Genomic DNA, 25,146 nt, shown 5'->3' with positions numbered 1-25,146 from the left:
GTCGCCGGGAGCGTCGGCTGTGGGGCGGCTCAGCGGCGTCGGAACGGCAGGCAGGGGTACCCCTCCTCGGGCGGAAGTGGATGGCGCTTTCCATCCTCCTCACCAGCCGGGATCAGTGCCAACGAATGTTTTTGCTGGGCTCGAGCAATGCGAGTGATACTTCTAGCGTGGAGCTACGTCAGCTGGAGCACTTCATCGCGGTCGCCGAGGAGCTGAGTTTCACGCGTGCCGCCCGTCGGCTGCACGTGGTCCAGTCCGGGGTGTCCGCCGCGATCCGGTCCCTGGAGCGCGAGCTCGGCTGCACGCTGTTCGAGCGCACGTCGCAGCAGGTCCGGCTCACCGGGGCGGGCGCGGCGCTGCTGCCGGAGGCTCGGGCCACCCTGCACGCCGCCCAGGCGGCCCAGGACGCCGTGCGCGCCGCACAGGACACTCTGCGCGGAACGGTGAACGTGGGAGCCATGGCCTCGGTCGAGGTGGTCGACCTGCCTGCGCTCCTCGGGCAGCTGCACGCGCGGCATCCGTCGATCGACGTCCGGCTGCGGCTGGCGACGACCGGGTCGGCGGGACTGGCGCACGCGCTGCTCAGCGGTGACCTGGACGTGGCCTTCCTGTCGCTGCCCGAGCACAAGCCCGCCGGGATCGACGCACGGGAGCTGGCCACCGTGCCGCTCATCCTGGTGGTGAGTGCCGCCCATCCGCTCGCGCAGCGGGGGGAGGTGGCACTTGCGGACCTCGCGGGGGAGCCCTTCGTGGACTTCCCGCCGGGCTACGGCAACCGCGAGGTGGTCGACCGGGCGTTCGCGGCGGCGGGCGTCGTACGACGGGTGGCACTGGAAGTGCCCGACATCGACATGGGGGCGGCACTGGTCCGGCACGGTCTGGGCATCGCCTTCCTGCCCGCGTTCGCCGTGGCCCGCACCCCCGGCCTGCACGTCCTGGACGTCCACGGCACGATGCTCCGCTGGAGCATGCATCTCGGCACGTCGTCGACACGGCGGCCCAGCTCGGCTCTGCGGGCGCTGCTCGACCTGGTCGACCTCCACGTCATCGCCCTGTGACGCCCGGGCCGCGGCCCGGGCGTCACCCGTCGGTGGTGTCCGGCATCCTGCGTCCGCCCCGCTCCGGCCACGACATCTGCCGCAGCATCCGCTGACGCTCACGCTGCCGTCGTCCATAGGCGGCGTCGGACACCTCCTCGTCCCCTTCGAGGCTGGTGCCGAAGGCCCCGCCGATCATCGGGAGGGCGGTGATGAACCAGACGAGTCAGGTGTGGCCGCCAGGCCGGGCATGACGTAGCACTCCAGTGGTCCGCGGGTGTCACCCACCGTGCCGTCCGGTCCCCGGCGCACACGCAGCGTCCGGGCCGCCACCGCCGGGACGCGGGCGGCGTGCCGACGGCTCCGGGGTCACCCGGCGGATTCGAGGGCCTGGGAGAAGTCCTTTCCGAGCTGCGACATCAGGTCGTTGAACTCCTTCTCGCTGATCGCCTCCCGGAGCACGGTCAGTACGGTCCGCACACCCCGGTCGGCTTCCTCCTCCTTGAGCATGGTGCGTTCGGCCACGCGCCGCACGCTGTCGTAGTGGCCGAAGCGCTCGATGCGGTCCGTGGTTCCCCGGCGCACCGCCTCCGCGAGGCCCTCGGGGAGCTCGGTGATCAGGTCCCTGGCCTCCCCCTGGCTCAGCCTGTGGGCCAGCGTCTCGAGCGTGGCCCAGGTCAGGTCCGCCGCCTCCTGCCGGCTCAGTCCGGTGCGCTCGGCGATGGTACGGACGAATTCCTGCTCATCCATGCGTCGTCCTCCTTCGCTGCTGTGTTGCGACGAACGGCGCGGCCCCCTGCAAGCCTGCCACGCCGACCCGGCCCGCGCCCGCGCACGGACGGTGGTGACCACGACCACCGGTACCCGACGGCGCCCCGGTTCTCCGACAGCCGCAGACGGCGAGGGCACGGTAGCTGTCCGGGCATGCGGACACCGCCCCCTGGCCACCGAGCTGCCCCGGTGTTCTGGGCGAATGGTCCGCCGCCGCCGTATCCCGTGCACGCGCCTTCTGGGCCGGACCGAGCCTCTGGGGAACCAACCCGCCCCGACCGATGTACTGGAGCGGATGCAGGCCGGTCCTTGCCCCGGGCGGGCAACCGTTGTCGCTTCAACTGCCATCGCCGCTCGTCAAGGGTCCACGGGCAGGCCGAGCCACGGCAGAGACACTGGCCCGTTGCCGACCTTTCTGACGCCACGTCAGTCACAGGGCAAGCGCAACACGGGATCTCGGCTCGCTTCCCGTTCCAGTCGATGTCGAGAGTGGACCCGCTCGTGCACCCGACAGACATCGTCCGGCACGACGCTGCCGTTCACCGTCCGGTTCTCACCATTACGCAAGCCGCACCCGCCACCGTGACGATGTGCAGCGCGAGATCGTCGTCAGCCACAGTCAGCGCCTTCTTCACGTAGGCAAGGGAGGGGATGACCACCTTCTTTCGGACGCACTGCGGTTCCTGGACTCCCTTCCCGGTCGCTTGGTGGTTGGCCACCCAGAAACGATAGAAAGGGGATATGAAAGGAGTTTCAGGCCACTCCGGGCAGGATCCGCCTGATACGTCCAGGGCGGCTCATAGGCCCGGTCGGCCTCGTCGGGCGGGAGAGACACGGTGGTGGGGCTCGCTGCTGAGCGTGCACAGCCTCGCGGGCCAGGTCTTCCTGCTCCAGCTGGCGGTTGTGATGCTGCTCGTCACCGCCGCCCTGGTGGTGCTCGTGGTGCAGGCACAACGCGACGTGATGGCGGACGCCCGCCACCGGACGCTCACCACGGCGCAGGCGTTCGCGAACTCCCCGGGGATCGTGGCGGCACTGAACAGCGCGAACCCGACCGCGGTGCTGCAGCCGGACGCCGAGGCGGTCCGGAAGGCCGGAGGCGTCGACGCCGTCATCGTGTACGGGCTGAACGGCATCACCCTCACCCACAGCGACCCGCGTCAGATCGGGAAACGTGTCATCGGGCCCTACGCGGCGGCGGCGGCCGGCAAGCCGTTCACGAGTACGTTCAGGGGCTCACTGGGGCTTTCCGTGGTCTCGGCGGTGCCCGTCAGGGGTCCCGACGGTTCCGTCATCGCCATTGTCTCCGTGCCCGTCACGGTCGAGCGGGTGCGGCACAGGGTGGACCGGCAGCTGCCGGTCCTCCTCGGCGGCGCCGTCACGGCCCTGACCGCCGCCGCGGGCGGGGCGGGCCTGGTGAGCCGGCGGCTGCGGCGACAGACCCACGGCCTGGGGCCGACGGAGATGACCCGGATGTACGAGCACCACGACGCTGTGCTGCACGCAGTGCGGGAAGGGGTGCTGATCCTAGGCGGTGACGGCCGGCTGCTGCTGGCCAACGACGAGGCACGACGGCTTCTGGACCTACCGGCGGACGCGGAACGGCGGCACATCACCGATCTGGGGCTGGACGAGGACCTCACCGGGCTCCTGGTCTCCGACCGCCCCGCCACCGACGAGGTGTATCCGGCGGCCGACCGGCTGCTCGCCGTCAGCAAGCGGCTCACCGCGCCCCGTGGACCGGCCGGAAGCGTGGTCACGCTCCGGGACACCACCGAGCTGCGGGCCCTCTCCGGCCGGGCGGAGGTGGCGCGCGAGCGGTTGCAGTCGCTCTACGACGCCGGGCTGCGGATCGGCACCACGCTCGACGTCAAGCGCACGGCCGAGGAGCTGGCCGAGGCGGCGGTGACCCGATTCGCCGACATCGTCACCGTCGATCTGCTGGACCCGGTCCTGCGCGGCGAGGAGATCTTCGGGGCGCGCCCCGAGATCGCCGAGCTGCGCCGCAGCGCCGTTGCCGGTCTCGGCGCGGGCCATCCCCTCCACCCCGTCCGCGAGCTGATCCGGCTCGCCCCGACCCACCCCGTCTCCACCGCGATGGCCGAGGGCCGCCCGGTCCTGGTCAGGAGCCTGAGCGCCGACAACGCCGGGCGGGCCGAGCAGGCCGAACCCACCCGGCGGCTCCTCGATCACGGCATCCACTCCATGCTGGCGGTGCCCCTGCGCGCCCGCGGTGTGGTGCTGGGCGTGGTGGACTTCTGGCGCGCGCAGGGTTCCCCGTCGTTCGAGGACCAAGACGTGCAATTTGCCGAGGAGCTGGCCGCCCGGGCGGCGGTGTGCATCGACAACGCCCGCCGCTACACCCGCGAACACGCCATGGCCGTCGCCCTGCAGCACAGCCTGCTCCCCCGCGCGCTGCCCGAGCAGCCCGCCCTCGACGTGGCCTACCGCTATCTGCCGGCCCAGGCCGGGGTGGGCGGGGACTGGTTCGATGTCATTCCGCTGTCCGGTACCCGGGTGGCGCTGGTCGTGGGCGATGTCGTCGGCCACGGTCTGCACGCCGCGGCGACCATGGGCCGCCTGCGCACCGCCGTGCACAACTTCGCCAGCCTGGACATGCCCGTGGAGGAGCTGCTGGGCCGGCTGGACGAGCTGGTGGCGCAGATCGACGCCGAGAAGGTCACCCCAGCGGAGGAGGGCCAGGCGGTGATCACCGGGGCGACCTGCCAGTACGCCGTCTACGACCCCACCTCCGGGCGACTGACCATCGCCACCGCCGGCCACCCGGGACCGGCGGTGGTCCGGCCCGACGGTACCGTCGGCTTCCCTCAGCTGCCCGTCTCCCCGCCACTGGGCATCGGAGCCGGCCTGCCTGTCGAGACCGCCGAGCTCACCGTGCCCGAGGATTCCCGACTGGTGCTCTACACCGACGGACTGATCGAGGACCGCACGCGGGACCTGGACGCCGGCCTGGAGGCCCTGCGCGACTCTCTGACAGGGCCCTGTCGCACGCCGGAGGCCACCTGCGCGGCGGTGATGGAGGCCATGCGGCCCGACCGGCCCCAGGATGACATCGCGCTGCTCGTGGCCCGCACGCGCCGGCTCGGACCGGATCAGGTCGCCGAGTGGCAGGTGCCCCGTGACCCGGCGGCGGTGGCCTCCGTGCGGACCGCCTGCGCCCGGCGGCTGGCGGAATGGGGGCTGGAGCAGGTCGGTTTCGCCGCCCAACTCATCCTCAGCGAGCTGATCACCAACGCCGTCCGCTACGGAGCCGAGCCCATCGCCGTGCGACTGCTCCGCACGGAGCCGGTCGGCAGCCCCGCTGCGGGCACCCTGATCTTCGAGGTCGCCGACGGCAGCAGCACCTCGCCACGGCTGCGCCGGGCGAAGGTCACCGACGAAGGCGGCCGCGGACTCTTCCTGGTCGCCCGCTTCGCCGAACGCTGGGGGACCCGTCACACGACCACCGGCAAGGTCATCTGGGCCGCACGGTCCCTGCACCACGACACCACGCCGGAGGCGGAAGGACTCGGCGAGCTTCCGGTCGACCTGTGGGACGACGCCGCACTGTGAGGTGGGCCGGACGTCCCGCTCCTCCACCGTCGCGTGTCGGCGTGAGCGCACGGGGCCGGAGCGTCCAGGGAAGCCGAGTGCCCCGGAAGTGACGGTGAACGCGGGCTTCCCGGGCGGCATTCCGCCAGCGGGGCGGCCGGGTACGCTGGCCTCGATGACCACTTCGTCGGCACCGTGGAGCCGAGGAAGCCGGGAGGCCCAGCCGGAGGCCCGCCTCACCGGATCCAGTGGCGCTGCCGGCGGCCGGTCGAGGTGACCGGCTCATCCCCCGAGTCCGGGAGCAGCAGTGACTACACCGTGTGCCCGAGCAGCGGCGGTCTTCGGCTGCTTCGCTCTCGTGGCGCTGGGCCTGAGCGCTTGCGAGAACACACCGACCGCCAAGCCGTCGGAGGCCACGTCCGCGGAGAGCATGGGCGGCATACGCGCACTGACGGCCGCAGCCGAGAAGGAGGGCACGCTCAGGGCGATCGCGCTGCCTCGTGACTGGGCCAACTACGGCGGGCTGATCAACGGCTTCGAGAAGAAGTACGGGATCAAGGTCACGGTCGAGAATCCGCTGGGCCACAGCGAGGACGAGATCGACGCCCTGCGGAAGAGGGGGAACCGGCCGACAGCGCCCGACGTGATCGACGTGGGCGGCACGTTCGCACGGAAGGCAGCGGCGGAGAATCTTCTCGCACCGTACAAGGTCGTCGCTTACGATTCGATTCCCGGTAACCAGAAGGACTCGAAGGCCCGCTGGTCCGACAACTACGGGGGCTACATCTCCATCGGCTGCGACGCCAACCGGGTCAAGCCCTGTACGGAGACCTTCGCCGATCTGCTGAAGCCCGGTTACGAGGGCAAGGTCGCACTCGAAGGCGACCCGCCACGTTCGGCCACCGCCTTCGCCAGTGTCTACGCGGCCGCGCTGGCGAACCACGGGTCGTTCGACGACGTCCGGCCCGGTCTCGACTTCTTCGCCGAACTCAAGGCTCGCGGCAACTTCAACCCTGTCAATTCCAACTCGGCGACGATCGCGAGCGGCCGCACCCCCATCAGCATCAACTGGGACTACATCAACCTCCAGTACGCCGAACAGCTCCGCGACAAGGGCGTGAACTGGCAGGTCGCGATCCCCTTCGACGGCAGCTTCGCCCAGTATTTCGCGGTGGCGATCAACAAGAACGCCCCGCACCCTGCGGCTGCCCGCCTGTGGCACGAGTACCTCTTCAGCCCGGAGGGCCAGAACCTCCGGCTGCGCGCCCATGCCCGCCCGGTCCTCATGGACGCCATGAGGCAGAACGGCACCCTCGACAAGGCCGCCGCTGAACGACTGCCGACGGTTGAGGGAACGCCGCAGTTCCCGACGGACGCTCAACTGGAGAAGGCGAAGGCGACGGTCACCGAGGGTTGGGCGAAGGCCGTCCACGGCTAGAGGGTGTCTCCTTGGTGAGGGCGACTTCGTCGGTTCAATCGACCGCCCGTGCGGTCGCCGGTCAGGGCAGCGTCCACAACCGGACCGTGACGAGGTAGAAGACGACAGCCCAGAAGGCCATCGCCACAGCGACGAGACCGAGGCCACGGAGGTTGGTTCTTGCCGCCGGTTCGTTCGGGGGCGGCCGCAACCAGCGCCCGAGCAGCGGGTTCACGTAGTAGGGCATCGTCAGGAAGCTCATGATGAAACTCGACAGCAGGTTGCCCACGAGCAGGCCGATCCAGAGAGGCAGGTGCAGGGGGGACAGAGCGAGCGTCAGCAGCACGACAGTCGGGTACAGGCCGACCCAGATGGCGAGAGAGGTCCTGGTCTCGGAGGGCGCCGGCGGTGCCTCCTTGCCGTTGCCCTCGAAGGCGAACCAGCTGCCGAACGAGTTGTCGATCGTGTGCAGCTTGAAGTCGCTGAACTTCTCCCCCTCGGCCAGGATCTCCTGCCGTTGGGGCGACGTCAGCCAGGCGTCGAGGTGCTCGGCGCTGTCGTAGCGGTACAGCGTGGTCCATTCCTCCTGAAGCCCCTCGATGGGGCGGAAGAGCTCGGTCCCGCGAAACCCCTCGAACTTGCTCTCCTCCTGGACCATGTGGTGCTGCCAGTCGAGGAAGTCGTCGACCTGGTTCGGGGGGACGCGGTGGGTGACCACCACGGTGACCAGCGGATCCAGTGACTGGGTGCCGCTGCTTACCACCTGCTGGGTCGGCGGACCGTCGAAGTACTTGGCACCGACGTCGAGATATGTCTGCCTGGTCCCGCTGTTGATCCACGCCTGAAGATGCGCCACCGAGTCGAATCGGTACACGACGATCCAATCGGGTTGCAGCGGTGTCGGCGGGGAGATCTCGGCGCCGAGGAAACCGGGGTAGTAGGCGGCAGCGGCGTTGAGGTCCTCCTGCCACGATTCGAACTCCCGTTCCGACCCGGGCAGGACCTTCTGACCGATGATCGCCGTCGCCGCGGCGGCTATGTTCTTTCGGGTGTTCATGCGGCTCAACCTGTCGACACCGACTGCTCCGCGGGGAGTCGGCCGTAAATGCGTTCCGGAGTCAGCGGCATCGCACGGTAGCGGACGCCCGTCGCGTCATGCACCGCGTTCGCGAGCGCTGGGGCCACGGGGTTGATACAGCACTCGGCCATCCCCTTGGCCCGCATGGGCCCCGTCGAATCCGCCGAGCCCACCAGGAGGACCTCGGTACGGGGGACGTCGGCGAAGGCGGGGATACGGTAGTTCCGGAGGTTCGGATTGACCATGACACCGCTGTCGTCGACGTGATGGTTCTCGGTCAGCGCGAAGCCGATCCCCTGCGCGACACCGCCCTCCACCTGTCCCCGGACCTGCGCCGGGTTGATGATCACTCCGGCGTCCGCCGCATGCACGCTGTACAGGATCCGTATCTCACCCGTCACGCGGTGCACGGCGACCCGGAATCCCTGCGTGTTGGAGGTGACGCTCCGGGGAGAGCCGTACGCCTTGCGTGCGGCGGTGAAACGGATTCCACGCGTCCGGGCCAGCGCGACGAGTTCGGCCAGCGACACCCGCCGGTCCCCGCAGACGACACCGTCGTCGTCCATCATGCACATCACGACATGGACACCCGTGTGCGCCGCGGCGAATTCCAGGATGCGGTCGCGCACGGCGCCCGCCGCCCGCAGGACCGCGTTGCCCGCCACGAAGAGGCCGGCGCTCGCGAAGGCACCGGTGTCGAATCCCGTGCGGTCGGTGTCGGACTGCACCAGACGGATCCGCGAGGGCGTCGTGCCCAGTTGGTCGGCTGCGATCTGGACATGGGCCGTGGAGGTTCCCTCCCCGAACTCGGGGGTTCCGACGGCCAGTTCGTAGATGAGGTCGTCGCCCAGGGTGACCCAGGCCTCGGAGAGGTGTTCCGTCGGGGGCGCGGTCTCGTGCAGGGAACTCGCCACGCCGGCTCCGACGAGCCACCCGGGGCCGGGAGGCGGCCGGTCGGCCGTACGGGCCAGGGCGTCGCCCACCAGGTCGATGCACCTGCCGAGTCCGTCCTCGGTGAAGACCACGTCGTCGGGGCCGGCGTGCAGGGCCACCAAGGGCTCGCCCGGCCGAACGATGTTGCGCCGGCGCAGTTCCAGCGGGTCGATGCGCAGGGCGCGGGCCAGTTCGTCCATCGCCGACTCCACCGCGAACGCCGGCTGCGTCATCCCGTAGCCGCGCAGCGCCCCGCTCGGCACGGTGTTCGTGTAGACGGAGTAGGCGTCGAACTTCTTGTTGGGGCAGCGGTAGATCATGACGGCGGCTCCGCCCGCGTACAGCGTTTCGCCGCCGTGGTTCCCGTAGGCGCCGGTGTTCGACACGTTGCGTACCTGGAAGGCGGTGAGCGTTCCGTCGGCCTTCGCGCCGAGCTTGACGGTCAGGGTCATCGGATGCCGCGGCGACGCCGTGGTGAACTCCTCCTCACGGGTGTACTCGAGGCAGGTGGGCCGTCCGGTGTCCAGGGTGGCAAGTGCGACCAGGTCCTCAGCGATCACCTCCTGCTTGCCGCCGAATCCGCCGCCGACGCGTCTGCAGAACACCCTCAGCTGATCCGGTCGCAGCGCGAACAGGTACTCCAGTTTGACCTTCGCGATCGACGGTGACTGCGAACTGGTGCGGACGATCAGCCGATCGTCCTCCATCCAGGCGATGGAACCGTGGGTCTCCAGATGCGCGTGCTGCACCCGCGGTGAGAAGTACGTGCCTTCGTGGACCACATCGGCTGCGGCGAATCCTGCGTCGACGTCGCCGATGTGCGAGTGAAGTTCGAGCAGGATGTTGCGGACGGGGTCGCGGACGAACGGATCGTGGGAGCCGTGCAGCTGGGGTGCGCCGTCGGCCATCGCCGCCTCCGGGTCGAACACAGCCGGCAGCACCTCGTAGTCGACCGCGAGACACCGGCAGCCCTCCTCCGCCGCTCCGACCGTGTCGGCCAGGACCGCGGCGACGCGCTGGCCGGCGAAGCGGACCGTGTCGTCGAGGATGTAGGTGTCGTCCGGGTCGACCAGGTGGTCGGTGTGGATCGCCGTGCTGAAGCGTCTGCGGGGTACGTCCTCCCAGGTGTAGACCCGGTGCACGCCGCGCACCGCGAGGGCGGCGCTCTTGTCGATCGAGAGGATCCGGGCGTGCGCGTGGGGTGAGTGCAGCACCTTGAGGTGCAGCATGCCGTCGATCTGCGTGTCCATGGTGAACTCGGCGTGGCCCGTCACCACGTCGTGGCCCGCGGGAGCGCCGACGCTCGTCCCGACGGCCTTGCCCGGTGCTGCCGTCTCCACCGCACTGACGCCCTTCACGGCGTCCTCGATCGCCCGGTATCCGGTGCAACGGCAAAGGTTGCCCTGCAACGCCCGTGGCAGATCCGCTTTCTGGTCCTCGGTGAAGGTCGCCGACGTCATGATCATCCCTGCGGTGCAGAAACCGCACTGGAACCCCGGCGCCTCCTCGAACTGCCGCTGCATGGGGTGCAGGGCGCCGGGCCGTCCAAGTCCCTCGATCGTGGTCACCTCCCGGCCGTCCGCGCGGAACGCGGGGGTGATGCAGCTGTGTATCGGTGCGCCGTCCAGCCACACCGTGCAGGCGCCGCAGTCGCCCGCGTCGCACCCCTTCTTGACGCCGAAGTGGCCGAGTTCGCGCAGGAAGGTGCGCAGGCACTGGCCGGGGGCTGGTTCCCGGTCGAGTTCCTTGCCGTTCACGATGTAGCTCATGCCAGGTCCCCAGCCGTGAGTACGCGGCGGATCTCTTCGGCGAAGTGCCGTGTCAGATGCCTACGGTGGTCGGGGGTTCCGTTGGGATCGGCGAACCAGACGTCGGCCGGGACGGCGTCGATGCTCTGCCGCAGGGTTCGGGCATCGGGCAGGGAGTCGAAGGCGATGCGGACCGGCCGTGTGGTACCGGCCGTGACGGTGAGCACCAGGTCACTCGCTCCCAGCCGTTGTGTGCCGACGAGGAACACCGTCGAACGGCCGAGCCGGGTCAGCGTGAAGCGACGGTGCGCGGTGCGTTTGCGCAGCGCGTGCTCCGGAACTGTGATGCGTCGGAGGATCTCCCCGGGGGCGAGAACGTTGCGGTGGTCGCCCGTGACGAAATCGAGGGCGTCGACGAAGCGCACGGAGCCGTCGGTCGCCCACAGTTCGTACTGCGCCTCCAACGCGACCGTCAGCGTGATCATCGGGCCGGCGGGCAAGGACATGCAGATGTTTCCGCCGACGGTCGCCGCGTTCCAGACCTTGAACGAGGACAGGAACGCCTCACAGCTTTTCCGGAATAGAACTCCGGCGGTCCAGCCCTGCGGCCATGGGAAGGCGTACAGGTCCCGAACAGCGCATGTGGCGCTGATCTCCAGGCCCTTGTCCGTCGGAACAAGGGGCTCCCAACGCAACGCCGTCAGGTCGATCAGCCGTCGCAGGTCCGGCTGCTCCGTGGAATAGAGCCATGTTCCGCCTGCGAGCCAGGCGTCACCATCGCGCCAGTCCATGCCCGGCCGCTCGGACGGTCGCCGGACTACTTCGGTGATGGTGTTGAGGTCCATGAGAGCCGACCCACGGGGAACGGGGTTCGGGAAGACAACTGTCCCCTGGCACTGTTGGAGTAGATTTCCTGCTGATCGAGCAGGCATTGGCCCCGATCGGCCGCCGTCCCGCACCGCTCGGGGCGGCTGTGCCGCGAGGAACCGGCGGGCCCGGACACTTTCGTCATCACCTTATCGCAGTATGTGGACGAGGGCCCGGCCGAGGACAGCCGAAAGCATCCGACCCGCTCCGGACAGTAACGGGTGACCCGAAGGGCTGACTCATGGCCCGGCGCCCGGCACTCCCCTGTCTACACCCGGCGGAGTAGTCACAATGGCTACCCCCGCAGGATGACCGCAGGTGTGCCCTGGGCGATGCTGTGGGCCGTGACAGCTGATCTTCACCGAGCCGAAGCCGGAGACGGCGCCAAAGACGGAGCCGGAGACGGGAGCGCGCATCCGGCACCCGCCCCGCCGTCGGTCCCGGCCGAGCGCGCGCACCGGCCGCGCCGCCCCCGGCTGCGGCGGTGGCTGCGGCGCGGCGCGCTGGGCTGTGCCGTCGTGCTGGTGGTCGTCACTGCGGCCTCGTTCGTCTACAACGGCGTCACGGCCGGGCGCGCCACGCCGCCGCGGGGGCTCAAGTACGTGCAGGCCGCAGACATCCGCACGCGGTACCAGACCTGGGGTACGGCCGGCCCGCCGGTCGTCCTGGTGCACGGAGCCTTCGAATCCGTGGACACCTGGTCGCGCCTCGCCCCGCTGCTCGCCCGCGACCACCGGGTCTACGCGCTCGACCTGACGGGCGACGGATACAGCGAGCGCCACGGCCCGTACACCGTCGGCCATTTCACCCGGCAGCTCCTGGGCTTCCTGAGCGCCATGCACCTCGGCGGCCCGGGCGAGCGCCCGCTGCTGGTGGGGCACTCCAGCGGAGCCGCCGTGGTCACCGAGGCCGCGTTGCGCGCTCCTGACCGGCTGGGTGGTGTGATGCTCCTCGACGGCGACGCCCTCGACACGGGTGCCGGGCCGCCGCCGGCCTTCAAGTACGTGCTGATCGACCCGTACCGCACCAGCCTGCTGCGGCTCGGGCTCGGCATCGACGCGGTGATCCGCGGCCTGTACGACGCACAGTGCGGGCCGGCCTGTCCGCGCCTGGACGCCGCCGGTCTGGATCAGTGGCGACGCCCGCTCCGGGTGCCGGGCGCCGAGGGCGCGCTCTGGAGCATGCTCGCCGCCGGGGTGCCGGGTCTGCCGGCGGACCAGGTGGCTCGGCTCGCCGGGGTGCGCCTGCCCAAGTCGGTGGTGTTCGGTGCCCAGGACGACGTGTTCACCCGGCAGACGCCGCAGGAGACAGCGCGGCGTATCGGCGCACCACCTCCGACGCTCATCCCGGGTGCCCGGCACCTGACGATGGTCTCCAGCCCCGAGGCGGTCGCGGCGGCCGTGGACAGCCTCACAGCGGCATCGGTCGCGGCGTCCCGGTGACTTTCGACACCGCTGCGTTCGGGTGTTGAGTCCCAGGCCGAGCGCAGCGGTGATCAAGTCGTACGTATGATGATGCGCTGATTCCGCGATCAGGGAGAAGCTGTGGGGGAGCAGGGATTTCGGGTCCATCCGGACGCGTTGAAGTCGTACGACCGGGTCATTCAGGACCAGGCTGAGCAGATCGCGCGGATCTGGCCGAGACTGGCGGCGGTGCCGCTCTCGTCGAACGACTTCGGCGAACTGCCGAACGCGCAGAACCTTTACGCGGCGTACCAGGAGCACGTGCAGGCCGAGCAGGGCAACTTCGCCGACCTGCTCGAGATCCTTCGCGACACCAGTGAGGGTCTCGAGAACTCGGCGAAGAACTACGAGAGCCAGGACGTGCACATCGAGGCCTCCTTCGGAGGCGGACGGTGAGTGCAGGCACTTTCCAGCAGGTCGGCGACGCGTACAAGTGGACGCGGGACTTCGTCGACGAGCCGTTGATCCCACTGCCGCAGATCCAGAATCCCGTCGCGGACGGCTTGGACGCAGGTCTGGACAGCATCGTCAAGGCGGCGCTCGACTCCACCGGGCTGATGGACATGCTGGAGGAGGTCACCGGCAACCTCGCCGGACTCACTGCGGCCGCCCACGAGTGGCAGGCCCAGGCGCAGGCGATGCAGGCAGTCGGCAACACGCTGCGCGCGGGCGGCGCCACACTCGCCGGGCAGTGGGAAGGTGACGCGTCGAACGCGTTCGGCAGGCACATGGGCCAGGTGGTCGAGGCCATCGACGGCACCGCCAAGGACATGGACCAGATCGCGCAGATCATCAGCCAGGCGGCTGCCGCCTGCCAACTCGCCGAGAACATGATCATCGAGATCATCCGGGAGGCGATCGAGGCGCTGATCGTCTCGCTCGCCGCGATGGTCGCGGTCGACATCCTGACCCTCGGCCTTGCGACCGCTGCCGACGCCCTCGTGGCGGATGCCGAGATCACTGCGTTCATCGGACGGGTGGAAGAGGTCTCCGCCAGCCTGGCGGAGAAGCTGGACGAACTCAAGGAGGCGGTCCGCGAGATCAAGGCGGCTGGAAAGTCCTTCCGTACGATCAAGGACAGCCTGAAGGCGGCCAAGGCCGTGCGGAAGATCGGCGCCATCGGCAACAGGCTTGAGAGGACCGGGAAGCTGGTCAGTTCCCCGTCGATGGAGAACCTCGGAGAGTTCGCGGCCGCCACGGGCACCAAGGCCGTGTACGGCGCCGCGAAGGGCGGCATCGGAGCGGTGGTCGGAGCCGCCGGCCCGATGAGCGCCGTCACGGACGGGCTGAGCCAGGACCCCGCCGTCGACGCCGTGGCCGGCCAGCTCGACGGCCGTAGGAACGAGGCCCCGTACCGTGTGCCGAAGACACAGATCGAGAAGGATTTCGGATGAGTGCCAGCGAGTACGGCCCAGAGCCCGTCTTCGAGCCGCGCCTGCTCGGCGGCGGCTCCCATGTGCCATTGATCGCGCCGTGGCTGCAGCCGCACGAACGACTCCTGGGCATCGTCGGGGTGAAGCTGAGTGATCTGATCCGCCGCGTGCCCCGCGAGTTTCGGGTCGGCAAGGAGTGGAGGGGCACGCTCGGTGCGGTGCATGGCGCCACCGAAGTCGCCGCCTCGGCCGTGGATGCCGTCGAGTTCTTCGACTTCGGCATCATCCGCAGGTTCCGACGCACAGTGCGCGGGGCCGGTCTCACGGGAGGATGGCAGAGCATGGCCGGCCAGTTCGTGATCGCCGTTCGCACCGGACCCGACACTCCGAGCAGCTACGACAACGAACAGGCGCTGATGGTCTTCACCGACCGCAGGATCCTGCTGATGCGCACGGTCTCCACCAGGAACAAGAAGGTGCCCCTGTTCGGCAAGGTCCCGCCCGCAGAGCAGCGGTTGAAGAAGGAAGCCCGGTGTCTGGGCGAGATCCTGCCGGGACAGCTCCGAAGCGTCGCCGTACGGCACACATCGCTTTCGAAACGCGTGGACCTGCACTTCGCCGACGGCTCCCTGGCTGCGGTCGAGGTGGACGAGCAGCAGGCCCGGGCTCTGGAGGCGCTGAGTCAGGGCATCGTCCCACCCCCGCGATCCTGACCCGGCGCGAGTCTTCGGCGATCGACCTGGACCGGCGGCGAAAACAGCGGGACGGTCTGCGGAGATCAACTCTGCGGTCTAGATTGCTCGTTGACCGCGAATCTCTCATCCTCCCAGGAGTCGATCCGTGACCGAGAAACCGTCCGCCGGAGCTGACCCCGCCGCCCAGGCGCTGCGCGCCCGTATCAACACCTCCCAGCCGCACACGGCCCGCATCTGGAACTACTGGCTCGGCGGAAAGGACAACTACGAGGTCGACCGCGCGGCCGGCGACCAGATCCGCCGACTGCACCCGGACATCGGCGAGTACGCCCGCGCGGACCGGCTCTTCCTGGGCCGTGCCGTACGTCATCTGGTCGCCGACAGGGGGATACGCCAGTTCCTCGACATCGGCACCGGGCTGCCGACCGCGGACAACACGCACGAGGTGGCACAGCGGATCGTCCCGGAGTCGCGGATCGTCTATGTCGACAACGACCCGCTCGTCCTGACGCACGCCCGCGCGCTCCTCACCAGCACACCCGAGGGCCGTACCGACTACCTCGACGAGGATCTGCGCAACGTGGACGCGATCCTCGAACATGCCGCGAAGACACTCGACTTCACGCAACCCGTGGCGCTGATGCTGCTCGGCGTGGTCATCTTCATCGGCGACGACGAGGACCCGTACGGTCTGGTACGGCGGCTGGTCGACAGGCTGCCCTCCGGCAGTCACCTTGTCCTGTCGCACACGATCACCAGCCCGGCGATGCCGGACGTCGACGAGGCGGTGAAGTTCTGGAACGAGCACGGCACGCCGAAGCTGACCCAGCGCACGCCCAAGGACGTCACCCGCTTCTTCGACGGGCTGGAGCTGCTCGAGCCGGGCGTGGTGTCCTGCTCGCGCTGGCGCCCGGACGCCACCGGCGAGGTGGAGCCGGACGAGGTCGCCATGTTCGGCGGGGTCGGCCTGAAGCGCTGATAACTTCCGGGCTGTTCCACACTTCGCCATCTACCCGAGCCGCTGCGCCGCGAGGGCTACGCCCCAGGTCGGTGCTGGGGGCCGAAGGCGGTGCGGCGGTAAGCCGCACCGCCTTCGGCCCCGGCGACCCAGACGCGCTTGGCGCCGACCCAGGCGAGCAGGCCGGTCGGCTCCTTGGCTGCCGGTGAAGGACGGGACTACGGGACAAACGGCCCGTCTCGCCGGAGTCGGCTGCTCCGTGTCACGTAACCCGACACCTCCGCAGACCGGTCAATCCATCACATAACCGAGGAATTCGGCCCACGCGGAGGCGGCGACCGCGAATCGCGGCCCGTCCTTCTCCTTGGAGTCCCGTACGTGCACGGCTCCGGGAGTATGTGCGACCTCCACGCAGTCGTCACCCTCGGATCCGCTGTAGCTGCTCTTGAACCAGTCCAGCTCGCTGACGGTGCTCATAGCGCTCCTCGCATCCGCTGCAACAACTCCGCCGAGTCCGCGGGGGACAGGGCCTGTGAGCGCATCTTGGCATAGCGCATCTGCATGACGCTCACCGCTTCCCGGTCGGAGACCAACTGCCCGGTCTTCTGGCCCTCCGCATACCCCAACCACTGGCGCTCCGGGGTCTCCAGGAGCCGCATCGGCCCGTCCGGGCCCGCATGAAACGGCTGCCGCAGCTGCATGATCTGCAGCTCCACGTTCCACAGTTCCGTGCAGGCGAGGAGATGGCCGAGCAGTTCTCGGGTGACTTCCTCACCTCCCGTGTGCCGCAGCAGCACCGACTCCTCGACGATGAAGCTGAACGCCACCGGCGGCCTGCGCGTCAGCAGTTCCTGCCGCGCCCGCCGGGCGGCGACCCGCTCCTCGAGCTGCTCCTCCGTCGGCGGAGGCGGGACGTTGCGCATCACGGCCCGCGTGTACGCCTCGGTCTGCAGCAGCCCCGGCACGACCCGGCACTCGTACGTGCACAGGGTGACCGCCGCCTCCTCCAGCTGCGCCCACTCCCGGAACCAGACGGCCAGTCCGCGCTCCCGCCCGAGGTGCCGCGCCATGGCACGCAGGACCCCGAGCGCCTTCAGTACCTCCTCCGCACGCTCGACGAACAGCGCGGTCGGCATCCGTCGGCCCTGCTCGACCGAAGCGACCAGGGCGAGCGAGTAGTTGAGTCGCTCGGCGAACTGCTCCTGTGTCAGCAGGGCCCGTTCCCGGAACACCTTCAAGGCGGCCCCGAACGCCTTCAGGCTGCCGGACGATTCGAGTGCACTGCCCATCGCCATGACGACGACCCCCTTGTTTGTGGCACACCTTGCCGCCGAGTACAACCGCTCGGCCTTCCATGGGGGTTACGCGCGCGGCACCGCTGGAACCCGTACACGACGGTCTGTACGGGCAGCACACGCCCCGCCGGATCGGCGGCGCACACGATGGCCCCAGCGCCGCGGACGGAAGCCGCGTCAGCCGGTGCCTGGACGACACCGGCTGATCGGATCCAATTTCCTCTACGGAGGTGCCCATCGCGACAGACCGGCGTCCACGCGTTGCCCCGGAGGGGCAATACATACCGGCCGACTGCCGCTTCCCCCGGAGAGGATGGGCGGCCCACCGGTTGGATATCCTCATCCAAGCTCTCGCCTGAGTGCGTCAGCAAGTGGATTCTGGGCGCATCACTCGAACAGGTGAGCATAATCGTTTCACTTGTTTCCTTACCGCCTCCCGCGCCGCCCTTCGGAACTTTTTTGGGAATTGCCTTACAGGCCACGGCAGTTGACCCGGGAAAGGCTTCGGCATTCGACGCGCCATTGCCCGTATCACCGAATACCGGCCTCCCGCGGCATCACGAGGGTTCGGGCTTCCACCGCTCTGGCCTGCACCGTCCCTCGCTCCCGCCCCGCCGCCCGGGCCGTACGCCCGATTCGCCGCACGACGATTCGGAGCAAACGGCGCAGTGCCGCAGGGAGATGCCTCCGCCCGCTTTCCAACAACCATCAATCCGGTGCCCGGCCGAATGGCATCCCGTTCCGACTTCGCCGCTCGAGGGGAACGGAACGAACGGAACGCCCAGAACGCTGGGAACGCTGGGAACGACGGGCCGTGGACGGGTTGTGAACGAAATCCCGGGTCAGTCGCGGGGCTGTGGCAGAACCACGACGCAAGTCCGCATGCGTGTCGTGGCGCTCACCGTCGCCGCGTCGGCTCGCTCGGCGGACCCTACCCGGCCTTGGGCCACCTGGCCTCGTGGTCCTGCGCAGATGAGGCGAGACGAAACAAAATTACTTCGATCGGGTGACGGAGTTGACGGTCCCTTGTCCCTCGATCGAAGGCATGTATCACTGGAAGCGTGAAACCGGCGGGCTGCCCATCCCCGTGCCGGGGGAACGTCAGACGGGCAGTGCTTGCCGGTTTTCTCGATGCCCCGAGAGAGCACAGGCTGCTGTGCGCCTGGCCATGGATGCCGGACGACTGTCCGTTCGTTCGCCCTGGGCCCGACAGCGGCCCCAAGCCGCCTTCCGCTTCGTCCGGGAGCGCCGGCTCAGTCTGACGGCGCCCGTCCATCGGCGCTGGCCCCGGGCCGTTCCGCCGGTTCCTCGCACCCCTTTCAAACAGGAAGAAGGAGCGTCCCCATGCCTATCTCTCCGAGCCAGGGTTCCACCGGCGGAGGCACTCTCGTGACCATCACGGGTACCAACCTCTCCAACACCAGCGCCGTCACGTTCGGCACCAAGGCGGCCACGAGCGTCACCAACGTCTCGCCGACCCAGGTCACCGCGGTCTCGCCCGCCGGGAGCGGCACCGTCGGGGTCACGGTCACGACTCCGGGCGGAACCAGCAACCCGTTGTCGTTCTTCTACCTCAACCCCCCGTTCAAGTCCTCCCTGAGCGCCACCTCCGGGCCCCTGGCCGGCGGCAACAGCATCAACATCAACGGTGTCGGTCTGTCGACCGCCACCAGTGTGTCCTTCGGCGGGGTCACCGCGACCCCGACCGTGGTCTCCGACTCCGTCATCTCCGTGACGGTGCCGGCCGGTGCGGTGGCCGGATCGGTGTCGGTGAGCGTGACGACGGCCGGCGGCACCAACAACGGCCTGTCCTACACCTACGTCGACGTCCCCACGATCACCACGGTCAGCCCGTCCTCGGGGTCGACCTCCGGTGGCACCGCGGTGACCATCACAGGCACGAACTTCACCAGCACCACGTCGGTCACCTTCGGCGGCACCGCCGCGCCGTTCACCGTCACCAGCGCCACCACGATCAACGCGTTCACCCCGTCCGGCACCGCCGGCGCCGTCGACGTCGTGGTCACCAACCCCGCGGGGGCCGCGACCGCGGTCGCCGGCTTCACCTACGTCGCCGGTCCCGGCATCTGATCCGGAAGCCCCTACCGGGCGGACGTCCCACACCTGTCCGGGCGGCAGCACCTGCGCCGCTCGGACGGGCCACGTCCGCACGAACCAGCATCCGTGCCCAGGTAAGTCTGCATACGGGTCCGCGCGCGCAGTGGCGTGGCGAAGGAGTACACCCATGGCTGCCCCCGTCGTCTCCTCTGTCAGTCCCAACCAGGGGCCGCCTGCGGGCGGGACCACCGTCACCCTCACCGGTACCGGCTTCACCGGTACCACCAGCGTCAAGTTCGGCAGCAATGCCGCCCCCTCGTTCACCGTCGCCAGCAGCACGCAGGTGTTCGCGGTGTCCCCGGCGGGCACCGGATCGGTCAATGTCACCGTCACCAACGCCGAGGGCACCAGCAGCCAGACCGTCACCTTCACCTATGTCGTCGCCCCCTCCCTGTCGGCCCTCTCGCCGAGCCTGGGCCCGGTTGCAGGCGGCACCGTGGTGACGCTCACGGGGACGAACCTGTCGGGCGCGACGGCCGTGCGCTTCGGCGGAGTCGCGGCGACCTCGTTCACCGTCATCTCCGCCACCCAGATCAGCGCGGTGACCCCCGCCCACGCGGCCGGCGCCACAGCCGTCACGGTGACCACCGCCGGCGGCACCAGCAACGCCCTCACCTTCACCTACGTCACGGCACCATCCGTCACCGGCATGTCGCCGACTCAGGCACCGACCGCGGGCGGCACGACGGTGACGCTCACGGGCACGAACCTGACAGGGGCGACAGCGGTGCGCTTCGGCGGAGTCGCGGCGACCACGTTCAGCGTCGATTCCGCCACCCAGATCACCGCGGTGACCCCCGCCCACGCGGCCGGCGCCGCCGCGGTCACGGTGACCACCCCCGGCGGCGTCAGCGACCCCGACAACCCCAGCATGTACTTCTTCTACGCCGCAACACCCACGCTGACCTCCGTCACCCCCTCGTCCGGACCCACGGCGGGCGGCACCTCGGTGACACTGGCCGGCACCGGGTTGGTCGGTACGACGGCCGTGAACTTCGACGCGACTGCGGCGCCTGCGTTCACCGTCGGCTCCGCCACGCAGATCACCGCGGTGACCCCAGCCCACGCGGCCGGTTCCGCAGCCGTGACGGTCACCACCCCCGGCGGCACCAGCAACCCCGTCAGCTACGCGTACTCCCCGGGACCCGCCCTGACCACCCTGAACCCTGCCCAGGGGCCGACGTACGCGGGGAACGTCGTCACGCTGACCGGCACGAACCTCACGACCACCACCGCCATCGTGTTCGGCGGCGCCCCCGCGTCGTTCACCGTCCTCTCCCCCACCCAGGTCACCGCTGTCGCCCCGTCAGGCGCCGTGGGAGCAGTCGACGTCACGCTCACCACCACCGGCGGGACCAGCAACGCACTGACGTACACCCGGATCGCGGGACCTGGCATCTGACCCGCCCGGTGCAGCGCTGTCAGCCAAGCAGCCCTGAGGGCCTACAAGCGGAACCCGCCCGAAATCCCCGAGGCGGGCCTCGCAATGCGCAGCCGTGGCGCCGTAGTTCAGACTCCACAGTCCCTGACGAACCGATCATTATGAAGACAATCATTCTTTTCCACCCGTGTCATAACAAGCTTCTGGGTGGCATATGCGATTTTCTCTTCACGTCTCCCTTGCTCGCACGCACGCGACGGAAGGCGTGGTGGTTCGTGATGCGAAGGTTTGTCGCTTCATCGCTTGTTCTGGGGGCGATGAGTCTCGGTCTGGCGTGTGAGCTGTCGGAGCCCGCGGCCGCAGCTCAGCCGTCGAGAGGCAGGGCCCCGTCAGGGGACAGGCCCGCGAAGGCGCACCCGGACCCGTCTCCTGGCACGATTCCCGGAACTGTCGCGGCGAGGTACGGCTTGACCATCCGGGCCCTGCCGACGCCTCACTCCACCGTGCTGGGTCACTACTCCAGGGGCGCCCGAATCAGCATCTGGTGCAAGGCACGCGGCGCGAGCGTCGCCGGCGACGCCACGTGGTACCGGTTGGCCAACCACCCGGGCTGGGTCACCGCCCGCTACGTCAAGGCCTCAAGCACCGTGCCGGTGTGCGGCAAACCGGGCCCCCAAGGGCCGCCGGGCCCCCAGGGCAGCACCGGGGCGACCGGACCCCAAGGCGGCAGCGGGCCTGCCGGCCCTCAAGGCAACACCGGAGCCACCGGACCCCAAGGAGGCACCGGACCCGCCGGACCGCAAGGCGGGACCGGCCCTCAAGGCAACACCGGGGCCACCGGACCCCAAGGCGGCACCGGACCCGCCGGACCCCAAGGCAACACCGGCGCCACCGGACCACAAGGCGGTAGCGGACCGCAGGGCAACACCGGGGCCACCGGACCCCAAGGCGGCACCGGACCCGCCGGACCCCAAGGCAACACCGGCGCCACCGGACCACAAGGCGGAACCGGACCCCAAGGCAACACCGGCGCCACCGGACCCCAAGGCGGCACCGGACCCGCCGGACCCCAAGGCAACACCGGCGCCACCGGACCGCAAGGCGGTAGCGGACCGCAGGGCAACACCGGGGCCACCGGACCACAAGGCGGCACCGGACCCGCCGGACCCCAAGGCAACACCGGCGCCACCGGGCCCCAAGGCGGGAGCGGACCACAGGGAGGCAGCGGACCCGCAGGCCCCCAGGGCGATACCGGGGCTATCGGTCCCCAAGGAGGGACTGGACCCGCCGGACCCCAAGGAGCGACTGGAACCCAAGGCGCGACCGGTCCCCAAGGCACCACCGGCGCCCAGGGCGACATCGGCCCCCAAGGCGCCACGGGAACCCAAGGCGCCACGGGCTCCCAAGGCTCAACCGGCGAAACCGGAGCCACCGGACCCCAAGGAGCAACCGGAACCCAAGGTCCGGCCGGACCCCAAGGAGCAACCGGAACCCAAGGCGCAACCGGCCCCCAAGGCACCACCGGCGAAACCGGAGCCACCGGACCCCAGGGAGCCAACGGAACACAAGGTGCGACCGGAACCCAAGGCGACATCGGGCCCCAAGGAGCCACCGGACCCCAAGGAGCCACCGGCACTCAGGGCGCCGCCGGAACCCAAGGCGACACCGGACCCCAAGGAGCCACCGGACCCCAAGGGCCTTCCGGCACCGTCGGCATGACTGCCGTTTTCGGGGTGCAGACGACACTCGCGCCGGAGCAGACGACGGCTGTGGCCGCCGTCTGTCCGAACGGTCAGACGGCCATCGCCGGCGGATGGATGGCGGGCGACGAGGTCGTCCCCGTTCGCAGCTTCCGCACCACGAGCACGACCGACAACGACAGTTGGACCATCAGTTTCCACAACACGTCGACCACCCAGGGCTACCCGATCATCCCCATCGTCTACTGCGTGCCGTGACGGCACCGCGCCCGCCGCACAGCGAGGCAGACGCACGGCCCGGAGATCCGCCGACGCCGCTCCGGGCCCGCTGCCAGGGCATGCGGCGCACCACCCGGCAGGCGGCCCAGCCTGATGTGCTCAGGAGCCCTCGGGGAATGGGGCGACCTCCGCCATGACGACGTCAAGGAGGCCCGGGAAGCGGACCTCAAGTTCCGCCCGGCGCAAGGACATCAGCCGGGCCTTGCCGCTGATGCGCGTGGACGTGATGCCCGCCTCGCGCAGGATCCGCCAGTGGTTCGTCATCGTGGAGCGCGGAACGTCGAGCCCGGTGGGGCTGCAGGTCACCTCGTCGGCCGCCGCCAGGCGCCGTAGCAGCTCCAGACGCACAGGGTCACCGAAGGCATGCAGCACGGTCGCGAGGTCGAAGTCCTCGGGCTTGGGCTGGTTCAGGGTGCGCACGCCTTCTCCTTCGGTTCTGCCCCTACTATAGGCCTCGATTCGATGTTACGAGAAAGTCGAATTGATCTTGAGAGTGGGGCATGCCCGGATGCCGTCTTCCTACGGCGACACGGAGGCCACGAGCATCAAGGGTTTCCCGCTCGTCGCGGGGAACGCCCAGGCGCTCACCACCTCGTCCGACTGCTGAAGCACCTCGACGTCTGTGACGCACAGGCACCAGCCAGGAGAACACCACCCATGACCCCCTCGACATCCACGGCTCCAGGGGGAGCCGCAGGCAAGACCGGCCCGGCGCCGTCCGTGAAACTGACGCACCGACAGATCCTGACCGTCCTCAGCGGCCTGGTGCTCGGGATGTTCCTTGCGGCGCTGGACCAGACCATCGTCAGTACCTCGATCCGGACGATCGCCGACGACCTGCATGGACTGAGCCATCAGGCGTGGGTCACCACGGCCTACCTGATCACCTCGACGATCAGCACCCCGCTGTACGGGAAACTGTCCGACATCTACGGGCGCAAGCCGTTCTTCCTGACCGCCATCAGTCTCTTCGTCCTCGGCTCCGCCGCGTGCACGCTCGCCACCTCGATGACCGAACTGGCAGGGTTCCGCGCCTTCCAGGGCATCGGCGCGGGCGGTCTGATGTCACTGGCGATGGCGATCATCGGCGACATGGTCCCGCCGCGCGAACGCGCCCGGTACCAGGGCTACATACTCGCGACGTTCGGCTCGTCGAGCGTGCTCGGTCCGCTGATCGGCGGCTTCCTGGCAGGCCAGGGCAGCATTCTCGGCATCACCGGCTGGCGGTGGGGCTTCCTGGTCAACGTCCCGATCGGTCTCGTCGCCCTCTTCGTCGTCGCCAAGGTGCTGAATCTTCCGCACACCCGGCGCGAGCACCGTATCGACTGGTGGGGCGCCGTCACCATCGCCATCGGCGTGGTGCCGCTGCTGCTCGTCGCCGAGCAGGGCCAGAGCTGGGGCTGGACCTCGACCCGGTCGATCGTCTGCTACGCGATCGGTACGGTCGGCCTGACCGTGTGGATCTTCGTCGAGCGGGCGATGGGCGACGAGGCGCTCCTGCCGATGCGGCTGTTCCGCAGCGCCATGTTCAGCAAGATGAGCCTGCTCTCCGTGCTCGTCGGCATGGGCATGTTCGGCGGCATGATCATGATTCCGCTGTATCTGCAGATCGTGAAGGGGGTGACGCCCACCAGGTCGGGACTGCTGATGCTGCCGCTGTCGGTCGGCATGCTGCTCTCGACCCTGATGGTGGGGCGCGCCATCCGCAAGACCGGCAAGTACAAGATCTTCCCGGTCATCGGCTCCGCGCTGATGACGACGGCGATGCTGCTCCTGCACTACCGGGTGCAGTGGAACAGCCCGCTGCCGGAGACCCTGGGCTATCTGGTCCTCTTCGGCGCCGGGCTGGGCGGCTGTTTCCAGGTCCTCATGCTGGCCCTGCAGAACGCCGTCGAGCCCAAGGACATGGGTGTCGCGACCGCCTCGGCCACCTTCTTCCGGCAGATGGGCGGCACCGCCGGTGCGGCGATCTTCCTCTCCGTGCTGTTCAGTACCGTCGGCGACAAGATCGGCGCGGCCTTGCGGGCCGCCTACCGCACGACCGGGATCCAGGCGGCGCTGCACGACCCCGCCGTGCGCTCCGACCCGGCGAACAAGCCGGTGCTGGACATGCTCAAGCACCCCCAGGCCGCCGGCGTGAACGGCTCGGGAGCGCTGGACGACTCCTCGTTCATCCAGCACCTCGACCTCCGGCTGGCCGAGCCGTTCAGAGTGGGCTTCACGGACTCGCTCCATGTCGTCTTCCTGCTCGTGGCCGGCGTGATGGTCCTCGGCTTCCTGGTGGCGGTGTGGACGAAGGAGGTGCCGTTGCGCAGGGTCTCCGGTCTGGAGGCGCGGGCCGCCGAGGAGCGCAGGGGTCCGGCATCTGACTCCGCGTCCGATGCCCCGCTCCCGCAGGGCTGAGGCAACCCCGCGACACCGGCGGGTGCGCCGGGTCCCGAGCGACGCGGCGCGCCGGTGGCGAACCGCGTCCTGACCACT

The 25,146-nt window shown here is 69.5% G+C and carries 21 protein-coding genes; 12 read left to right on the top strand and 9 right to left on the bottom strand.

Features of this window, described 5'->3' with window-relative positions:
• Positions 1-167: 167 nt before the first annotated feature.
• Positions 168-1,058, top strand: coding sequence for a LysR family transcriptional regulator (locus tag ACFY2Z_RS23710; RefSeq protein WP_390746092.1), 891 nt, complete (start codon positions 168-170; stop codon positions 1,056-1,058).
• Between the two features lie 22 nt (positions 1,059-1,080).
• On the opposite strand, the gene ACFY2Z_RS23705 is transcribed toward ACFY2Z_RS23710, so the two are convergent.
• The 3 genes from ACFY2Z_RS23705 to ACFY2Z_RS23695 form a co-directional block, all read right to left on the bottom strand.
• On the bottom strand, positions 1,081-1,236 hold the full coding sequence (locus tag ACFY2Z_RS23705; protein WP_390746091.1) for a hypothetical protein: 156 nt from the start codon (positions 1,234-1,236) through the stop codon (positions 1,081-1,083).
• Between the two features lie 170 nt (positions 1,237-1,406).
• Positions 1,407-1,787: a DUF2267 domain-containing protein gene (locus tag ACFY2Z_RS23700; protein ID WP_390746090.1), complete on the bottom strand. Its 381-nt coding sequence runs from the start codon at positions 1,785-1,787 to the stop codon at positions 1,407-1,409.
• Positions 1,788-2,347: 560 nt separating this feature from the next.
• Positions 2,348-2,527 (bottom strand): hypothetical protein, encoded by a 180-nt coding sequence (locus ACFY2Z_RS23695; protein WP_390746089.1) that lies wholly within the window; start codon positions 2,525-2,527, stop codon positions 2,348-2,350.
• A 22-nt stretch (positions 2,528-2,549) separates the two neighbouring features.
• Between ACFY2Z_RS23695 and ACFY2Z_RS23690 the strand changes: the two genes are divergently transcribed.
• Both ACFY2Z_RS23690 and ACFY2Z_RS23685 read left to right on the top strand, forming a co-directional pair.
• Positions 2,550-5,381: a SpoIIE family protein phosphatase gene (locus ACFY2Z_RS23690; protein ID WP_390746088.1), complete on the top strand. Its 2,832-nt coding sequence runs from the start codon at positions 2,550-2,552 to the stop codon at positions 5,379-5,381.
• 286 nt (positions 5,382-5,667) lie between these two features.
• The gene (locus tag ACFY2Z_RS23685) at positions 5,668-6,798 is read left to right on the top strand and encodes an ABC transporter substrate-binding protein (RefSeq protein ID WP_390746087.1); all 1,131 of its coding nucleotides are present in this window, start codon (positions 5,668-5,670) and stop codon (positions 6,796-6,798) included.
• Positions 6,799-6,859: 61 nt separating this feature from the next.
• On the opposite strand, the gene ACFY2Z_RS23680 is transcribed toward ACFY2Z_RS23685, so the two are convergent.
• From ACFY2Z_RS23680 to ACFY2Z_RS23670, 3 genes are read right to left on the bottom strand one after another with little or no spacing between them, the layout of a single operon-like run.
• Positions 6,860-7,834, bottom strand: a complete 975-nt coding sequence (locus ACFY2Z_RS23680; RefSeq protein ID WP_390746086.1) for an antibiotic biosynthesis monooxygenase — start codon at positions 7,832-7,834, stop codon at positions 6,860-6,862.
• Positions 7,835-7,839: 5 nt separating this feature from the next.
• Positions 7,840-10,557 (bottom strand): molybdopterin-dependent oxidoreductase, encoded by a 2,718-nt coding sequence (locus tag ACFY2Z_RS23675; protein WP_390746085.1) that lies wholly within the window; start codon positions 10,555-10,557, stop codon positions 7,840-7,842.
• Complete coding sequence (locus ACFY2Z_RS23670) at positions 10,554-11,381, bottom strand: FAD binding domain-containing protein (protein WP_390746084.1); 828 nt, start codon at positions 11,379-11,381, stop codon at positions 10,554-10,556. Before ACFY2Z_RS23670 ends, ACFY2Z_RS23675 begins: the two co-directional genes overlap by 4 nt.
• 366 nt (positions 11,382-11,747) lie before the next feature.
• Between ACFY2Z_RS23670 and ACFY2Z_RS23665 the strand changes: the two genes are divergently transcribed.
• The 5 genes from ACFY2Z_RS23665 to ACFY2Z_RS23645 all read left to right on the top strand — a co-directional run bounded on the left by ACFY2Z_RS23665 (position 11,748) and on the right by ACFY2Z_RS23645 (position 15,913).
• The gene (locus ACFY2Z_RS23665; protein WP_390746083.1) at positions 11,748-12,845 is read left to right on the top strand and encodes an alpha/beta fold hydrolase; all 1,098 of its coding nucleotides are present in this window, start codon (positions 11,748-11,750) and stop codon (positions 12,843-12,845) included.
• A 102-nt stretch (positions 12,846-12,947) separates the two neighbouring features.
• Complete coding sequence (locus ACFY2Z_RS23660) at positions 12,948-13,262, top strand: hypothetical protein (RefSeq protein ID WP_390746082.1); 315 nt, start codon at positions 12,948-12,950, stop codon at positions 13,260-13,262.
• The gene (locus tag ACFY2Z_RS23655) at positions 13,259-14,260 is read left to right on the top strand and encodes a WXG100 family type VII secretion target (RefSeq protein WP_390746081.1); all 1,002 of its coding nucleotides are present in this window, start codon (positions 13,259-13,261) and stop codon (positions 14,258-14,260) included. The genes ACFY2Z_RS23660 and ACFY2Z_RS23655 overlap by 4 nt, the downstream gene beginning before the upstream one ends.
• Positions 14,257-14,952, top strand: coding sequence for a hypothetical protein (locus tag ACFY2Z_RS23650; RefSeq protein ID WP_390746080.1), 696 nt, complete (start codon positions 14,257-14,259; stop codon positions 14,950-14,952). Before ACFY2Z_RS23655 ends, ACFY2Z_RS23650 begins: the two co-directional genes overlap by 4 nt.
• Before the next feature lie 127 nt (positions 14,953-15,079).
• Positions 15,080-15,913, top strand: coding sequence for an SAM-dependent methyltransferase (locus ACFY2Z_RS23645; RefSeq protein ID WP_390746079.1), 834 nt, complete (start codon positions 15,080-15,082; stop codon positions 15,911-15,913).
• A 270-nt stretch (positions 15,914-16,183) separates the two neighbouring features.
• Here the strand turns inward: ACFY2Z_RS23645 and ACFY2Z_RS23640 are convergent, their stop codons facing one another.
• Positions 16,184-16,369, bottom strand: coding sequence for a DUF397 domain-containing protein (locus ACFY2Z_RS23640; RefSeq protein ID WP_390746078.1), 186 nt, complete (start codon positions 16,367-16,369; stop codon positions 16,184-16,186).
• Positions 16,366-17,187: a Scr1 family TA system antitoxin-like transcriptional regulator gene (locus tag ACFY2Z_RS23635; RefSeq protein ID WP_390746077.1), complete on the bottom strand. Its 822-nt coding sequence runs from the start codon at positions 17,185-17,187 to the stop codon at positions 16,366-16,368. Before ACFY2Z_RS23635 ends, ACFY2Z_RS23640 begins: the two co-directional genes overlap by 4 nt.
• A gap of 1,344 nt (positions 17,188-18,531) precedes the next feature.
• On the opposite strand from ACFY2Z_RS23635, the gene ACFY2Z_RS23630 reads away from it, so the two are divergent.
• The 3 genes from ACFY2Z_RS23630 (at position 18,532) to ACFY2Z_RS23620 (ending at position 22,644) form a co-directional block, all read left to right on the top strand.
• Complete coding sequence (locus ACFY2Z_RS23630; RefSeq protein WP_390746076.1) at positions 18,532-19,278, top strand: IPT/TIG domain-containing protein; 747 nt, start codon at positions 18,532-18,534, stop codon at positions 19,276-19,278.
• Between the two features lie 154 nt (positions 19,279-19,432).
• Positions 19,433-20,707 carry an IPT/TIG domain-containing protein gene (locus tag ACFY2Z_RS23625; protein WP_390746075.1) on the top strand — a complete coding sequence of 425 codons (1,275 nt, stop codon included), beginning with the start codon at positions 19,433-19,435 and terminating at the stop codon, positions 20,705-20,707.
• A gap of 1,694 nt (positions 20,708-22,401) precedes the next feature.
• A complete protein-coding gene (locus ACFY2Z_RS23620) occupies positions 22,402-22,644 on the top strand; it encodes a hypothetical protein (protein ID WP_390746074.1) in 243 nt (80 codons plus the stop codon).
• A gap of 120 nt (positions 22,645-22,764) precedes the next feature.
• Here ACFY2Z_RS23620 and ACFY2Z_RS23615 read toward each other — a convergent pair whose 3' ends face one another.
• Positions 22,765-23,085 (bottom strand): ArsR/SmtB family transcription factor, encoded by a 321-nt coding sequence (locus ACFY2Z_RS23615; protein WP_390746073.1) that lies wholly within the window; start codon positions 23,083-23,085, stop codon positions 22,765-22,767.
• 237 nt (positions 23,086-23,322) lie between these two features.
• Between ACFY2Z_RS23615 and ACFY2Z_RS23610 the strand changes: the two genes are divergently transcribed.
• Positions 23,323-25,068, top strand: coding sequence for an MDR family MFS transporter (locus tag ACFY2Z_RS23610; protein WP_390746072.1), 1,746 nt, complete (start codon positions 23,323-23,325; stop codon positions 25,066-25,068).
• Positions 25,069-25,146 lie beyond the last annotated feature (78 nt).

It is taken from the genome of Streptomyces sp. NPDC001222 (assembly GCF_042896945.1).
Lineage (GTDB): Bacteria > Actinomycetota > Actinomycetes > Streptomycetales > Streptomycetaceae > Streptomyces > Streptomyces gibsoniae.
Note: the sequence above shows the minus strand (reverse complement) of the source record. Positions and strands in the feature narration are given on the sequence as shown.